The organism is Flavobacterium sp. IC2-16 (genome assembly GCF_055521455.1).
Genome location: NZ_CM145480.1, coordinates 98,859 through 115,461 on the forward strand (window position 1 = coordinate 98,859; position 16,603 = coordinate 115,461).

The 16,603-nt window shown below is 33.1% G+C and carries 14 protein-coding genes; 7 read left to right on the forward strand and 7 right to left on the reverse strand.

The annotated features are described in order from the left end of the window. Positions 1-77 precede the first annotated feature (77 nt). Positions 78-1,115, reverse strand: a complete 1,038-nt coding sequence (locus ACZ1JT_RS00455) for an AMP-binding protein (protein ID WP_465094209.1) — start codon at positions 1,113-1,115, stop codon at positions 78-80. Further along, complete coding sequence (locus ACZ1JT_RS00460) at positions 1,102-2,040, reverse strand: lysostaphin resistance A-like protein (RefSeq protein WP_465094210.1); 939 nt, start codon at positions 2,038-2,040, stop codon at positions 1,102-1,104. Before ACZ1JT_RS00460 ends, ACZ1JT_RS00455 begins: the two co-directional genes overlap by 14 nt. 81 nt (positions 2,041-2,121) lie before the next feature. On the opposite strand from ACZ1JT_RS00460, the gene arsC reads away from it, so the two are divergent. Both arsC and ACZ1JT_RS00470 read left to right on the forward strand, forming a co-directional pair. Next, positions 2,122-2,463 carry an arsenate reductase (glutaredoxin) gene (gene arsC, locus ACZ1JT_RS00465; protein WP_465094211.1) on the forward strand — a complete coding sequence of 114 codons (342 nt, stop codon included), beginning with the start codon at positions 2,122-2,124 and terminating at the stop codon, positions 2,461-2,463. Between the two features lie 93 nt (positions 2,464-2,556). Continuing rightward, a complete protein-coding gene (locus ACZ1JT_RS00470; RefSeq protein WP_465094212.1) occupies positions 2,557-5,037 on the forward strand; it encodes a TonB-dependent receptor in 2,481 nt (826 codons plus the stop codon). Positions 5,038-5,101: 64 nt separating this feature from the next. Here the strand turns inward: ACZ1JT_RS00470 and ACZ1JT_RS00475 are convergent, their stop codons facing one another. Then, entirely contained in the window at positions 5,102-5,269 is a 168-nt protein-coding gene (locus tag ACZ1JT_RS00475) for a hypothetical protein (RefSeq protein ID WP_465094213.1), read from the reverse strand. 134 nt (positions 5,270-5,403) lie between these two features. On the opposite strand from ACZ1JT_RS00475, the gene fumC reads away from it, so the two are divergent. Beyond that, positions 5,404-6,786, forward strand: a complete 1,383-nt coding sequence (gene fumC, locus ACZ1JT_RS00480) for a class II fumarate hydratase (RefSeq protein WP_465094214.1) — start codon at positions 5,404-5,406, stop codon at positions 6,784-6,786. A 298-nt stretch (positions 6,787-7,084) separates the two neighbouring features. Here the strand turns inward: fumC and ACZ1JT_RS00485 are convergent, their stop codons facing one another. Continuing rightward, the gene (locus ACZ1JT_RS00485) at positions 7,085-7,780 is read right to left on the reverse strand and encodes a DUF1003 domain-containing protein (RefSeq protein WP_465094215.1); all 696 of its coding nucleotides are present in this window, start codon (positions 7,778-7,780) and stop codon (positions 7,085-7,087) included. A gap of 1 nt (position 7,781) precedes the next feature. Continuing rightward, positions 7,782-8,864 carry a magnesium/cobalt transporter CorA gene (gene corA / locus ACZ1JT_RS00490; protein ID WP_465094216.1) on the reverse strand — a complete coding sequence of 361 codons (1,083 nt, stop codon included), beginning with the start codon at positions 8,862-8,864 and terminating at the stop codon, positions 7,782-7,784. A gap of 70 nt (positions 8,865-8,934) precedes the next feature. Between corA and hutI the strand changes: the two genes are divergently transcribed. Continuing rightward, complete coding sequence (gene hutI, locus ACZ1JT_RS00495) at positions 8,935-10,173, forward strand: imidazolonepropionase (RefSeq protein WP_465094217.1); 1,239 nt, start codon at positions 8,935-8,937, stop codon at positions 10,171-10,173. 44 nt (positions 10,174-10,217) lie between these two features. Here the strand turns inward: hutI and ACZ1JT_RS00500 are convergent, their stop codons facing one another. After that, complete coding sequence (locus ACZ1JT_RS00500) at positions 10,218-11,093, reverse strand: coiled-coil domain-containing protein (RefSeq protein WP_465094218.1); 876 nt, start codon at positions 11,091-11,093, stop codon at positions 10,218-10,220. A gap of 107 nt (positions 11,094-11,200) precedes the next feature. Between ACZ1JT_RS00500 and ACZ1JT_RS00505 the strand changes: the two genes are divergently transcribed. From ACZ1JT_RS00505 to ACZ1JT_RS00515, 3 genes are all read left to right on the forward strand, one after another. Continuing rightward, positions 11,201-12,232 carry a formimidoylglutamase gene (locus ACZ1JT_RS00505; protein WP_465094219.1) on the forward strand — a complete coding sequence of 344 codons (1,032 nt, stop codon included), beginning with the start codon at positions 11,201-11,203 and terminating at the stop codon, positions 12,230-12,232. A gap of 64 nt (positions 12,233-12,296) precedes the next feature. Then, positions 12,297-13,568, forward strand: a complete 1,272-nt coding sequence (locus tag ACZ1JT_RS00510) for a DEAD/DEAH box helicase (protein ID WP_465094220.1) — start codon at positions 12,297-12,299, stop codon at positions 13,566-13,568. 3 nt (positions 13,569-13,571) lie between these two features. After that, positions 13,572-14,351 carry a phosphatase PAP2 family protein gene (locus ACZ1JT_RS00515; protein WP_465094221.1) on the forward strand — a complete coding sequence of 260 codons (780 nt, stop codon included), beginning with the start codon at positions 13,572-13,574 and terminating at the stop codon, positions 14,349-14,351. On the opposite strand, the gene ACZ1JT_RS00520 is transcribed toward ACZ1JT_RS00515, so the two are convergent. After that, on the reverse strand, positions 14,348-16,570 hold the full coding sequence (locus ACZ1JT_RS00520; protein ID WP_465094222.1) for a response regulator: 2,223 nt from the start codon (positions 16,568-16,570) through the stop codon (positions 14,348-14,350). The genes ACZ1JT_RS00515 and ACZ1JT_RS00520 overlap by 4 nt on opposite strands. Between the last annotated feature and the right edge of the window lie 33 nt (positions 16,571-16,603).

Genomic DNA, 16,603 nt, shown 5'->3' on the forward strand with positions numbered 1-16,603 from the left:
TCTAATCATAACCACAAAGAACGCTATAACCTTCGTCATTAGGGCGATGTGAACATCAAGGGCGCTTTGTGGTTTTTTTATGAAAAAGATTCAAGTCGTTTTATTTTACCCGTCTCCGTTTCAATAAACTTCGAAACAAAAATAACTTCTTTAGGTTTTTCAAATTTATCCAAACCATCAAAAACCGATTCGTTTAAAGTGATGGGTTCACCTTCTATAACCAATATCAACTTTTCACCTAAAACTGTGTCTGGAATTCCACACACAAAAAAACGTTGGTTAAATTTTGATGACAGCTTATCCTCTATTCGTTCCGGAAATAGTTTTATTCCACCACTATTTATCACATTATCAAATCGTCCTAACCAAATAAATTGTTTATTCCCTTGAAGTGAAACTACATCGTTTGTTATAATTTTTTCAACCGATAATCGTGGAGCATTAATTACCAAACAATTTCTGGAATCTGAAGTTATTTCTATACCCGGTAAGACCGTAAAAGCAGTTTCTCCAACTTGTTTAGCTGCAATATGTGTAATGGTTTCTGTCATGCCGTATGTTTCATAAACATGAGATTTTATTCCCTTAAGTTTTTCAGCTAAAACAGAATTTAATTTCGCACCACCAATAATAATCGTATCGATTTGATGCAACGATTCAAATGCGTATTCAACCTGTAAAGGCACCATCGCGGCAAAATTGTAGTTTTTTGTATTTCCTAATAACGGATTTCCTTCGGGTTTAACCCAATCAAGTTTCCAACCACCTAATAATGCCCTAACAAGCATCATTTTTCCTGCAATAAATTTAGTAGGAAGACAGTGCAGTGCTAGACTGCCTTCTGAAATATTAAAATACTGAATAGTAGCCTTTGCAGAAGCAATCATAGCGCTTTTTGAAATGGAAATTTCTTTTGGACTTCCTGTGGTTCCTGAAGTGGATAATGTAACGACTTCATTTGTATTGAACCAATCGATTATAAATTTTGCAAAATCAACTTTATATTCTTCCTCATCATTAAGAAGCGGTAATGCAAAAACCAGTAATTGTTTTTTAGAATACCGAATCCCATTTAATTCAAACAACGGATGTATTTCAAAATCAAACACTTTCATCAATATCAAATTGGTTATCTGAATCAAAATGTAATTTACCGGTTAGCTTTTCTTTCCAATTGGTCCATTTGTATTTTTTAGCGTAAATAAAAATAAGTATTGGAAACATAACAAATACTGGTATGAGCACATCGAAACCGGTAGTTGGTTCAGATATATCTTTTAATACCGAATTGGTTTGAAAAGCGGTCCAATCTGCAGTAACTAAGAGCGCGCCAATTAAATTGTTTGCAGCATGAAACCCTAAAGCAAGTTCTAATCCATCATCCATTAATGTAATTAGTCCTAAAAAAAAGCCTGTCCCAATATAATAGATCATAATAATCATTCCCATTTTTCCTACTTCTGGATTGGCAATATGCATTAATCCGAATAAAACCGACGTAGTAACAAACGGTAGCAATTTGTTGTTTGAAAATATTCCGATACCCTGCATTAAATAACCTCGAAACAAATATTCTTCAAAACTAGTCTGCATCGGAATCAATAGTAGAGCCAGGATTAAAAATGTAAAAAAAGATTTAGGTTCGAAGGTTACCACAAAATTTTCAGGAGCAGCAAAATAAGCAATAACAGTCAATAAAGCGGTTATTGAACCCCACAATACAAATGAAAATAAAATTCTACTCCAATCTACTTTTTTTCTACCTGTAGTTAAACTTCTAATACTTTGATTGTGTGGTACTTTAACCCAAAAAAGCAATCCCAATAACATTAAAGCCAACGGAAGAATCATAATTACAAAAGTTAGATTACTTCCCCATTGTGCAATGGTTTGATGCATAATGTCTTCGGTATCAACACCTAAAGTCATAATATAATTAACAAGCATTAACCCCGAAAACCCAACAAACACAAGAAGATACAAAACTAAGTTGAGCGTGTAATTGTAATTTTTGGTTTTTATTTGTTCTATAAACTTCATCTTTATAATCGATTAATTTGATACATCGAAAATACTGCATTTTTAAACTATAAACTTATTTTTGCAAAAAAATAAACTAAAATGATTACAATCTATCATAATCCAAAATGTAGTAAATCCAGAGAAGGTGTTTGTCTTTTAGAAGAAAAAGGAATTGCTTTTGAAACGTTTAAGTATTTGGATGAAAAAATTACCAAGCGAGAATTAACTTCGATACTTAAGAAATTAAAAATCAAACCAATAGAGCTTATCCGAACAAAAGAACCTCTTTGGAAAGAAAAATTTCAAGGCAATGAGTATACCGATGATGAGTTAATAATGATTATGCAAAAAAATCCTATTCTAATTGAACGTCCAATTATCATCAACGGGAGAAAAGCAGTTATTGGAAGACCCACAGAAAAAATACTAGATATTATTTAGAATTAGTATGCTTTTGATTTAACAAACATTTGTGATTTCACTCTTAAACCCCTACTTACTTTTGCAGTCCAATTGTGAAATTAATTATCACTCATGAAAAATTTAAAAAATATTTTCTTTGGTCTTTTATTTTTCAGCTCACTGATTTCTTTTGCCCAATCTAGACCTCAAGCGAATAAAGTAACGGTAACTGGTAAAGTTGTAGAAAAAGCCAACAATTTACCTTTAGAGTACGCAAGTATATATGCACAAAACACTAAAAACCCAGGTATTGTTTCTGGTGGAATGACCAATGCAAAAGGTGAATTCTCCTTTGATATTCCTGCAGGTACTTACTACATGAAAGTGGAATTTTTAGGATTTAAAACGGTAGAAATTAAAGACAAAGCCGTAACTCAAAACACCGATTTAGGAACTATCAATGTTACACCAGATACCAAACAACTTGATGAAGTTGTTATTTCGGTCGAAAAACCAACTGTAGAAATTAAACTTGATAAAAAAGTATATAATGTAAGCAAAGACATGACCGTAAAAGGTGGAACAGCTAGTGATGTTTTAGACAATGTCCCTTCAGTTTCTGTAGATGCCGATGGAAATGTTAGCTTGCGAGGAAACGACAATGTAAGAATATTGATTAACGGAAAACCATCAGGAATGATTGGTGTTAACATTGCTCAAGCCTTAAAACAATTACCAGCTGATTCGGTAGAAAAAGTTGAAGTAATTACAAACCCATCAGCGCGTTATGATGCTGAAGGTGGTGGCGGTATTGTGAACATCGTTCTTAAAAAAGGTAAAGCTCAAGGTTTAAACGGTAGCGTAACTGGTACAACTGGATATTACAAAAACAATAATCTTAACGGTAATGTTAACTTTAGAGGTGAGAACTTCAATTTTTTCAGTAGCATAGGATACAACAATAGCGAAAGCCCTGGAAACACAAAAAGATATTCACAATATGTTAATCCGCAACCGGGTTCCCCTACTTTCATTGATGAGTTTCGAAAAAATGAAAGACAGCGTGAAGGGAAAAATGGAAATTTTGGAATTGAATTATTTTTAGACAAATCTACTTCTTGGACCAACAGTCTATCTTTTTCAGACAATTCGGGTGGAAATCCAGAAAATGTAAATTTCTACAATTATGATGCGAATCGTAGTTTAATGGAAATTAAAAACCGTTTCAACAATCAAACAACCAAAATGAAGAATATCAATTATTCTTCTAACCTAACTAAAAAATTCAAGAAAGATGGACATCAATTAACTGCCGATTTTGGTTTATCAAAAAGTTATGACGATGACTTGTCTACTATTACAGAATCTTCTTCGTTAGGAACAACATCTGCAACAACAGGAACCTTAAACAACCAAACTCAAACCCGAAGTTTATTTAAAACCGATTACGTTTTACCAATAGGAAAAGGTCAGTTTGAAGCAGGTTATAAAGGCGATTTTTCTGAAACATTAACCGATTATAAAGTAGAAGAAAACATAGATCCTGTTACCAATGTAGGAACAATCAATCCTGATTTTACAAACAGCTTACAATATAAAGAACACATTAATGCTTTTTACACACAATACGGGAGCAAAGTTGGTAAGTTTAGCTATATGCTTGGTATGCGTTTCGAAGATTCTAATATCGATGTAAATCTATTAGAAACTAGCGATTACAACCATAAACATTATAATAATTTCTTCCCTAGTGCTTTTTTAACTTACGAAATAACCGATAAAAGCAGTGTTAGTATTAATTATAGCAAACGTTTAAACCGACCTAGAGGACGATTTTTAAATCCGTTTACAAACTATTCAAGTAATCTGAATTATTTTAGAGGAAACCCAGACTTAAATCCGGCTTATACTGATGCATTCGACTTAGGCTTCATGAAACAATGGAGTAAATTAACGTTTAACACATCGGCTTATTTCAACAGAACAACCAATTCCTTTCAGTTTGTTCAAAGGGAATCTGGAACGTTTGTTAATGGAATCCCGGTTATTGAGAGTACCCCAATTAACTTAGCTACCGAATACCGTACAGGATTTGAATTTACACTAAACTATACTCCTATTAAAAAATGGAAGCTAAATGGTAATTTCAACTTCTTTAGAAATCAAACACAAGGTGATTATACGTACACGAATTATCAAAACGATATTGTTGTACAAAATTTTGACAATACTGCCGTTTCTTGGTTTGCAAGAGTTAGTTCTAAACTAACATTGCCGCTTAATATCGATTGGCAAACCAACGCAACCTACAATGCACCTCAAAAAAATGCACAAGGAAAAAGCGAAGGTATACTTTCGGCTAATTTAGCTTTCAGTAAAGATTTATTAAAAGATAAAGCTACATTAGCTTTAAACGTTAACGATGTGTTCAACTCTAGAAAAAGAATAACAGACAGTAATCTTCCACAAGTTATTAGTCATAGTGAAATGCAATGGAGACAAAGACAAATCAACTTATCATTTACCTACCGTTTCAATATGAAAAAATCGGAAAAAGAACGAATGAATAAATCGCAAGGTGATGGTGGCCAAGATGAGTACATGGGTGGTTAATAAAATATAAGCATAAAAAAAAGTCCCGATATCGGGACTTTTTTATTGTAAAACTAACATATACTTATGCTTGTTTTGCAGCTTTTTCTGCTCTTCTCTCTTTGAATCTTTCCCAAAGAGCTCCACCAACCCAGTAAAATACGAAGTTGATAAGGAAAATCATTAACCAGAATCCGGTTAAGAAGATTCCTAAGAAAAGTAAAAAGCCTAAATACTGTTGAAATTCAAACATGTTTTCCGGAATTTTATGAATTCAGGCCAAATATACGGGGAAAATTCTGCTTCGACAATACTTATCTTAAATTTATTTTAACAATACAATTCAATTCGCTCATATTCGCTAACTTTAAGAAAAATAAGCGAGTAATGGATTTTCGTATCGAGAAAGACACTTTGGGAGAAGTTAAAGTGCCAGCAGATAAATACTGGGGTGCACAAACTGAAAGATCTAGAAACAATTTTAAAATTGGTGAAACTGCTTCTATGCCGTTTGAAATTATTGAAGCATTCGCCTACCTAAAAAAAGCCGCGGCTTTTACAAATACTGATTTAGGTGTTTTGTCTGAAGAAAAAAGAAACAGCATCAGCGAAGTGTGCGATGAAATAATAAACGGACAATTAAACGATCAATTTCCGTTAGTAATATGGCAAACGGGTTCCGGAACTCAAAGCAATATGAATGTTAACGAAGTAATAGCCAATCGCTCGCAGGTTTTATCTGGAAGAAAAATTGGTGAAGAATCGTTTATTAAAGCCAATGACGATGTAAATAAATCACAATCATCTAATGACACCTTCCCTACTGCTATGCATATTGCGGCATATAAAATGATTGTTGATGTTACTATTCCGGGTATTGAAAAACTTCGAGACACATTACAACAAAAATCTGAAGCTTTTAAAGATGTCGTGAAAATAGGGAGAACACATTTAATGGACGCTACCCCTATTACACTTGGTCAGGAAATTTCAGGCTATGTTTCGCAATTAAATCACGGATTACTTGCTTTAAAAAATACTCTACCACACTTGTCTGAATTAGCATTGGGAGGAACCGCCGTCGGGACAGGTTTAAATGCCCCAAAAGGTTATGATATAAAAGTTGCAGGATACATAGCGAAATTTACCAATCTTCCGTTTAAAACCGCTGAAAACAAGTTTGAAGCATTGGCAGCCCACGATGCACTTGTTGAAACTCACGGGGCTTTAAAACAGCTAGCCGTTTCTCTTAATAAAATTGCAAATGATATCCGAATGATGGCTTCCGGACCTAGAAGCGGTATTGGTGAAATATTCATTCCCGAAAACGAACCGGGTTCTTCTATCATGCCCGGAAAAGTAAATCCAACACAATGTGAAGCATTAACTATGGTTTGTGCTCAAGTTATGGGAAATGATGTTGCCATAACAATTGGTGCAACACAAGGGCATTACGAATTGAATGTTTTCAAGCCCTTAATTGCAGCTAATTTTTTACAATCGGCAAGATTATTAGGTGATGCTTGTTTTTCTTTTAACGAACATTGTGCCCAAGGTATTGAACCAAATTACAAACGAATAACCGAATTGGTAAACAATTCGTTAATGTTGGTTACGGCTCTGAATACTAAAATTGGTTACTATAAAGCGGCGGAAATTGCACAGGCTGCTCATAAAAACGGAACTTCATTAAAAGAAGAAGCCATTCGTTTGGGTTATGTTTCAGCAGAAGATTTCGATGCGTGGGTAAAACCGGAAGATATGGTATAACATCTCACCGGTACTAAACTTAGCTATTGTTACAGACAGACTTAATTAAACACTATTAACCTGAATGAAACTGTCCACTTCTGTGTAAACTAAATATAAGCCGCATAACATTACAAAAAGTGATAGTAAAATCATTCCTATGCAAATGGTTACTTTCCTTTTATCAAAGCTGTACTTCTGCGTTTTTTTCAAATGCTTTACCATTGATTTAAAACCGATATAAATTGCAAAAAAAGCAATTGAAAAAAGTAAAAGGTGTGTAAGGATGAGCTCCATAAATCAAGGAATTGGAATTCAATTATTTACTTTCAATCCTACTGATAATGTCGTTCATCATATCTATTTGAACTTTTTGTAACTCAATAAGCGATTGTTCCTGATGCATGATTAAATGATCAATTTTTTCATGAAGCATGCGTATTTCTAACTCCGATTTCAAATTAATCATATAGTCGTTTTTGGCACGCTCACGGTCTTTTTCTTCTTGGCGATTCTGACTCATCATAATGACAGGAGCCTGTAATGCAGCAATACAAGATAAAATTAAATTTAACAGTATAAATGGATAAGGATCGAAACCTTTATTCAGTAATATAAAAGTATTGGCAGCAATCCATAAAATAAGAAACAACAAAAAAGAAAGTATAAATGTCCAACTTCCTCCAAATTCGGCTACTTTATCAGCAATGCGTTGACCCAGTGTGTATTGCGTTGCATCGTCTTCAATTTTAGAAAAAAGCGATTGTTTGTTCTTTAATGAATTGATTACCGTTTTTTCAAGCTCATTTAATTCAGAGGAATCTTTCAACAAAAAACTTGAAATATATTTTTCTCTAAAATAATTCAACTCACTAATCGATAGTAAACTATTTCCATCAAATTCGGGATGCTCGCTTTTAATACTATCGAAAATACTTTTACGAATTGATTTGGCATAAATACAATCCGACATTGGAAATTCTTTCCCTGAAATTGAGCTTACAAATGTTTTCATATTAAAACCATTTTTTCTTCTTAAAATAAATAACCATGGCTATTACCAGAAAAGCCATACCGGCAATTACTTCATAATATCCGTATTTCCAATGCAGTTCTGGCATATTATCGAAATTCATACCATAAACCCCTACTACGAATGTTAACGGAATAAAAACGACCGAAACCACAGTAAGCGTTTTCATAATCTCATTCATTCGCTGACTTTGTGCAGAAAAATGAAAATGAGAAGCACTTTCAAGTGAATTTAAATCGTAATCAATTTGCTCCAAAAGCTCCAAACATTTTTGATGAAGACGAGTAAAAAAAGTATAATTTGCGGGTTCAATTTCATTAAAATCGTCGTCGTCCTGAAAACTTTTCAAACTAAACAAAGCATCTCGAAGTGGAATAATAGATCTTTTTAAGAAATTAAGATTTTCTCGATTGTTTTCAATTTTTACCAAAACTGATTGGTGGTGGTTTGTTTTAGATTCGATTAATAATGATTCGATTCGGTCTTCATAATCTTCAATGGTAATGTAAAAGTTTTCCATTACCGCATCCAACAGCAAGTACAATAAAAAATCGTTTTTCTTTCGGCAAACAATACCGGTATTAGAACGAATTCTTTCGCGTATATGCGTGAAAAAATCACTGCGTTTTTCCTGAAATGAAACAATAAGATTATCTTTTAAAATAAAACTGATTTGTTCAATTCGTATAGCGTTTAAATCTTCTTCAGGCAATATAGATTTAATACTGAAAAATAACATTTCATGAAGTTCTTCCATTTTAGAACGTCTGGAAGTATTAAGAATATCACCAATAATATAAGGTTCGGCTTGAATAATAGCTCCAATTTTCTCAACCAATTGAATATCATGCAACCCATGAATGTTAAGCCATTTAATTCTGTTATTATTATTAGAATTGTGTAATTCGGCTTCAATCTTTTCTATAGAAACATCTTTGTATTCTTCGTATTTGTTCTCGTCGTAAACAAACAACTGCATTTGAACTGCCTCTGTGTTGTATATTCCAGTATATTCATGAACGTTCGATTGTTCTTTACGACCTTTTTTAAATTTTATTTTTCTCAAAACGCAATAATTTGTCATAAAGATAGGAGTTTTTGAATTTCCATTTTACTTTTACATAAAATTTCAAGTAATGAAAACCCTTATTAAAAACATAAAAGAACTACTACAAGTTCGCGAAATGAACATTGAAAAAGTATGTGGTTCTGATATGGCTGTTTTACCAAAAATTGATGATGCATTTTTAGTTATTGAAAATGAAATAATTACCGATTTTGGATCAATGAATAATTGTCCGAATGACACTTTCGATACTATTATTGATGCTACAGGAAGTGTTGTTTTGCCAACTTGGGTTGATAGTCACACTCATATTGTATATGCCGGTAACCGAGTTCAGGAATTTGTAGATCGAATTAATGGTTTAAGCTATGAAGAAATTGCAAATCGCGGCGGTGGAATTCTAAATTCTGCTAAAAAACTAAACGAAGCAACCGAAGAAGAAATATACCAGCAATCTAAGGCTCGTTTAGAAGAAGTTATGCACCAAGGAACTGGCGCTGTAGAAATAAAATCTGGTTATGGTTTAACCGTTGACGGTGAATTAAAAATGCTTCGAGTTATAAAAAAATTAGCCGAAAATTATCCCATTAAAATTAAAGCTACTTTTTTGGGAGCACATGCATTTCCTAGTGAATATAAAGAAAACCATTCGGCATATATTGATTTAATTATAAACGAAATGCTTCCGAAAATAGCAGCAGAAAATCTAGCCGATTACATTGATGCTTTTTTAGAAACTGGTTATTTTTCTGTGGAAGAAACCGAACAAATTATGGAAGCCGGTAAAAAGTATGGTTTGATACCAAAAATTCATGTAAATCAGTTTACTGCAATTAACGGAATTGAAGCCTGTGTAAAACACGGAGCACTTTCTGTAGATCATTTGGAAATTGTTACCGATGAAGATATTGAGGTTTTAAAAGGAAGTGTAACAATGCCAGTTGCCTTACCAAGCTGTTCCTATTTTATAAGCATTCCGTATACACCGGCCAGAAAAATGATGGAAGCCGGATTGCCTTTAGCGTTAGCTACCGATTTCAATCCTGGAACTACACCTTCTGGAAATATGAATTTTGTTGTGGCAACGGCTTGCATTAAAATGAAAATGACACCAGAAGAAGCTATTAATGCAGCAACTATTAACGGTGCTTATGCTATGGGAATTTCAAACACGCATGGAAGTATTACCAAAGGAAAATCGGCCAACATAATAATAACAAAACCAATTACATCGTATTATCAACTGCCGTATGCTTTTGGCAGTAATTTAATTGAACATGTGATTATAAACGGTAAATTAATTGCATAAAAAAAGTCCCAATTATGGGACTTTTTTTATGCAATTATAATATCTTATCGTAATGTAAATGAAGTTTTAGATACTAATTCACCTTTGTCGAAAATATTTACAAAGTACGAACCTCCTTCAATATCTTTAACTGGTAAATCTTGCTCAACTTTTACAGTTTTGTTTTCGTACTTAACTGTTTTAGTAAAACTATACGTAAGCGTTTTGTCACCAAAAATTTCAGTCTTTTTATCACCTAATACATTGCTTTTTGCATCAATAACCTGAACATAATATGTTTTATCTCCAGATTTAGCAATTTGATTTTCAGCAATCATAAAGCTAATTTTTAACACATCTGCTCTACTCGCTTTGTCAGTATCAATTTGTTTTCCAGAACTTCTTTGTTTTACTGCAGTAGTTTGCAAGTTTAAAACTGAAAGTTTAGATCCTTTTTCTACGGTTTTAACTAAATCTTCTTTTTGAGCGATTAAAGTATCTCTAACTTTTCTAGTATCTTCTAAAACAACTTGTGTACTGTCACGTTGCGTTGTTAAAACTACATTTTGTTTTTTCAAAGCATCGTTTTCCTTCATTAAATTGTCCATTTCACGTTTTAAACGAAGGTAATCGTTTTTAAATCTAGCCATTGCAGCTACATCTCCTTTAGATTTTTCTAATTCTGCTTGTAGTTGAACCAACTTTTCTCTTTCTGCAGATAATTCACCCGAAAGCGATGTGTTTTCAGCAATTGCTTCATCGTATTTGGCAATTGATGCTTGTAATTCTTCACTTAATTTTTCTTTTTCTGACACTAATTTTGTTTCAGAAGCCTGATTATCAGTACTCATTTTGTACATATAGCCCAAACTTCCTAATAATAATAAAGAAAGAACTACAACAATTGCTTTTAAGGTTGAATTACTTTTTTGGTTTTCCATAATATTTAGATTTTTTTCAAATATAATTTTTTTAGCTCAAACCCAAAAAACAATAACGAAAGTTTTACGGAAAATAGTATTTTTGGTTACTACTTTATACAACATATATGGAAAAACTTATCCGGTTTACTTTAAATGATTTAGCTAAAATAACCAGTCATAGAAGTGGAGAAGTAAAATTTGGCGAGCGCATTCAAACTGTTCCAAAAGGAATGGAAACCCTTGAATTTTTAGAAAGCAGCGATGCAGAATTTGTTTTGCTGGGTATTCCGGAAGATATTGGTGTTCGAGCCAACTTGGGCCGTCCTGGTACTGCTTCGGCTTGGAATAACACCTTAAAAAGTATGGTCAACATACAGCATAACAGATTTTGTAAAGGAAACAAATTACTCATTTTGGGTGAAATTGATTTTTCCGAAGAAATGGCATCCATCCAAAATCTAAATCCGGCAAACAAAGAAGATAAAAAAGTCTTTTTTAAACTGGTGGAAAAAATTGATAAAGAAGTTTCTCATATTGTCTGTCAAATAATTAAAGCTAAAAAAACACCAATTATCATTGGTGGCGGACATAATAACGCGTACGGAAATATTAAAGGCTTAGCACTAGCAAAAGGGAAAGCCGTTAACGCAATTAATTTTGATGCTCATACCGATTTCAGACCTCTTGAAGGAAGACACAGCGGAAATGGTTTTTCGTATGCCTATGAAGAAGGGTTCCTTAAGAAATATTTTATTTTCGGAATGCATGAAAACTATACAACTAAAGGCATTTTAGAAAGCATTAAAAAAACGGAAGATCGAGTAAAATATAACACTTATGAACAAATAGCTGTTCGTGGCGAAAAAAAATTCTCTGATGAATTAATCGTTGCCGAAAATCATATTACCCAAGATCCATTTGGAATTGAAATTGATTTGGACGCAATACCAAACATGCCTAGTAGTGCGATGACTATGACAGGATTTTCTACCGAACAACTCCGTCAGTTTATCTATTTCTTCGGAAAAAAACCGAATGCATCATATATGCATATTTGTGAAGGAGCACCAGATTTGGCATTCGAAAAAAACAGTCATTTGGTTGGAAAACTTATTGCCTATTTAATAACCGATTTCATGAAGGCAAAATCGGTGTAAATTCGTAATCCCATATTTTTAAACTACTTTTGTAACGACAGTATATAAACACTGTCGTTTTTTTATGAATTTTAGCGATTTAAACTTACACCGAAATATACAAGAAGCCATTACAGAAGAAGGCTATACTAACCCTACTCCTATTCAAGAACAAGCTATACCAGCCGTTCTAGATGGCTTTGACTTGGTTGGCTGTGCTCAAACCGGTACTGGTAAAACAGCTGCATTTGCCATTCCTATTTTAAATTACTTGCATAGAATTGTAGGTTCACCCAAAAAAGTAAAACACATTCGAACTTTGGTTATCACTCCAACACGCGAATTAGCAATTCAAGTAGGTGAAAGTTTTGAAACCTATGGTAAATACACCGCTGTAAAGCCTTTAGTGATTTTTGGAGGAGTAAATCAGGTTCCACAAGTAAACGAATTAAAACAAGGTGTTGATGTATTGGTTGCAACGCCAGGACGTTTGCTGGACTTACACAAACAAGGTTTTATCGATTTGAATCATCTACACCACTTGGTATTAGACGAAGCCGATTTAATGCTGGATATGGGTTTTATTAATGATGTAAAGAAAATCATTAAGCTTACTCCAGAAAACAGACAAACCCTTTTATTTTCGGCTACAATGCCATTGGAAATACGTGAACTTGCCGACAGTTTTTTAATTCGTCCAAAATACATTTCGGTAACACCTATTTCGAGTACTGCCGAAAAAGTAAATCAGAAAGTTTATTTTGTTGAAAAAGAAGACAAACGAAAACTTTTATATCATATTATCGAAAATGATAAATTAGAAAATATTCTGGTTTTTGTTCGAACAAAACATGGTGCCGACAATGTAGTTAAAGCCCTTAAAAAACAAAATATCAACGCTGAAGCCATTCACGGAGATAAATCACAATCGGCAAGACAACGGGTGTTAGAAAGCTTTAAAGATAAAGAAACTTCTGTTTTAGTTGCTACAGATATTGCTGCTCGTGGTATTGACATTGAGCTTCTTCCCTATGTGATTAACTTCGATTTACCAAATATTCCTGAAACCTATGTGCACCGAATTGGAAGAACTGGGCGTGCAGGAAATTCGGGATTGGCTATTTCATTTTGTGGAAAAGACGAAAAAAAATATTGGCAGGATATTGAAAAGCTAATTCGTCAAAAAATAAAAATCGTTTCGGATCATCCATTTCCTTGGAAAGAAGGTGAATCTGAAAAAAAAGATGCTAAACCGGATTTAAGAAATAAAAAGAAAAATACTGGGGGTAAATCTAACACTTCTAAAAATTCAAGAAAATCGGATACATCCAAAAAAAATAAAAAACGTTGGTATTAAAATATGAAATTTAAAGCGGCTTTTTTTCTAATTATACTAGCTATTTCGACTTGTTTTAGTCAGGTTGAAGTAGTAACTGATACGGTTAAAGCGGATATTACTTTGCCGAAAGACAATAATTTAAAATTTAAGTACAAGCAACTTATAATTCCAACAGTAATGATAGGCTATGGATTGATAGCTTTAGACAATCACGAACTATTAGGATTAAATTCACAAATTAGAACTGAAGTTTCTGAACATATAGATGAGAAAGTAAGTATTGATGACTTTTCGCAATATGCTCCAGCCGTTTCGGTTTATGCATTGAATGCATTTGGTGTAAAAGGGAAACACAATTTTAAAGACAGAACTATATTATTAGGAACCTCCTATTTGGTTATGGGAGCAAGTGTAAATGCTTTAAAATATTCTACAAAAGTAGAACGTCCAGACGGAAGCTCATTGAATTCATTTCCATCAGGACATACTGCAACAGCATTTATGGGTGCAGAATTTTTATGGCAAGAATACAAAGATCAATCTGTTTTTTATGGTATTGGAGGTTATTTAGTCGCTTCGGGTACTGGTATTTATCGTATGTTAAACAACAGACATTGGCTTACTGATGTGGTTGCGGGTGCAGGAATTGGTATTTTAAGTACCAAAATTGCGTATTGGTTCTTTCCAATTATTGAACAAACATTCTTTGGAAGCGCTTCTAAAAGCAACAAATCGGTTGGTATGGTGCCTTACTATAACGGGAAACAATTTGGTTTAGGCGCTATAATGGTAATCGATTAGTCCTGTGGTTCTACATCGGAATCTCGAGCACTTAAAGCTATTATTTTTTTATACAACTGTGCAGGATCAAAAGGTTTAACAATTACTTCACTCATACCGCTTTCAGTAGCTTTTTCAAGAATTTCATGACGGTCAAAAGCTGTTAATGCAATAATTGGTGTTTCAATTCCTTTGCTTCTAATGAGTCTGGAAGTATCAAAACCATCTATCTTAGGCATATTTATATCCATTAAAATAATGTCGAATATTTCTTTTTCTAACAATTCAACGGCTTGGTAACCATCGTCGGCAATTTTACTCTCAAAATGTTTAACATCTAAGATTTTCTTAGTAACAATCTGATTGATTTTATTGTCTTCAACAATTAATATTTTATAGATTTTCTCTTCCGAAAAATCTACTTCCATATTCAGCAACATTTCCCTTCTTTTTTCTTCGTTGGTATCGAAAGCCAGTGTAAAACTCATGGTTGTACCTACATTTTCTTCACTCTCAATTTCAATATGTCCGCCAAAAATTTCAATTAATTGCTTTACAATTGGTAGTCCCAGACCTGTACCTTGATAATCATCGGAACGGCGCTCCAACTGAACAAATTTCTCAAAAATCTTTTCTTGATCTTCTTTTTTAATTCCGATACCATTATCGATAACTTTAAATTCGATAAAGCTATAATGCGATTCAAATCGAACCTGATTTGCCAAAACACGAACTACTCCATTATCGGTGAATTTCAATGAATTGGTTATCAAGTTCATAAAAATCTGTGATAATCGAACCTTATCGCCTATAAGAAATTCGGGGATATTTGGATCAAGTTCGAGTTTTAGAATATTATTATTTTTTACTGCCAAAAACTGAACGCTTTCTACAATAGATTTTAATTCGTCTGGTAAATTAAAAACAGCGTTTTCTAATATAATTTTCTTCTCTTCAATTTTATAAACCTGCAGAATATCATTAACTAACGATAATAAATACTTTGCAGAAAAACGTAAGGATTTGATATACTTACTATCTCTTAGTTCTTTATGCTCGTCAGTAATTAAATCTGTAATTCCAACCACTCCATACAAGGGTGTACGAAGTTCATGACTAACTGTTGAAATAAACTGTTCTTTAAGCCTTGATGCTTCTTCAGCTTTTACTTTAGCGGCATACAGCTCTTCGTTAGCAAGTTTTAGCTGTTCGTTAATTTTAATTCTGCGTTTGTAGTTTTTGTAAAGTGTGTACACAAAAAGTGAAAGCACTAAGAGCAATGCAAGAAACAAAATGGCAATCATTTTCGATTTTTGCAACGATTTAATATACTTATCGTTTTCCGACTCAACTTTGTCTATTTGCCTTTTGTATTCTTCAATTTCAAATTTATTTTCAAAAGTCCTAACTTTTTCAGAACGTTCGGAGTTATAAATCTTTTTACGAAGGTCGTCATGCAACTTTAAGTAATTGTAAGCGTTAGTATAATCTTTTTTATTCAGAAAAAAATCGGAATAATCCAAATATACTTCAGCTAAATACGAGCTGATTAAATTAAGTTGTGCTTTTTTACCAAAGGAAATCGCTTTTTCAAAATGCCATTGAGCCTGCTCATCATTTTTAAGATGTTCGTAGTAGGTACCCATCTGAGAATGGTAGGTAATTCGTGCTTCAATTTCATCATGCATTTCCATGTATTTTTCCGCTTTTTTAAGAAACGGAATAGCTAGCTCATAGTTTTCAGCATCTATATAAGCGCCCGAAATGTTTAATGCATTATAGGTGATTTGAACGGGGTTCTTAGTTTTTTCGGTATAATACAAGCCTTTTTTGTAGTATTCAATACCTTTGTCTACATCGTTTTCATAATACGCGTAAACAGCACCAATATTATTGTAAATCCAATCCTTAATCGTATCATTATTCGTATTATTTGCAAATTTTAAAGCTTTGAAATAATACAGCTTGGCTTTTTGAGTATCAGCAAATTCTAAAAAATTAGAACCAATAACATTATAGGATTTGGCAATGAGTTCGTCATCGTTCAACGCATACGAATCGGATAAAGCCTTTTGGGCCAATCGCAATGATTTTTCACAATCTAAGTTCGCTAATTCTATTTTCGCTTTCGTAATATCTTCGGCAATCTTGGCTTTAGATATGTTGTTTTTAGGCTGTGAAAACGAATTAAATGAGCAACTTAAAAGTATGATTATATACGTAACAAAGTTGAATTTCATTTAGTAAAAAATATCTCATTTTTGAGTATCCTA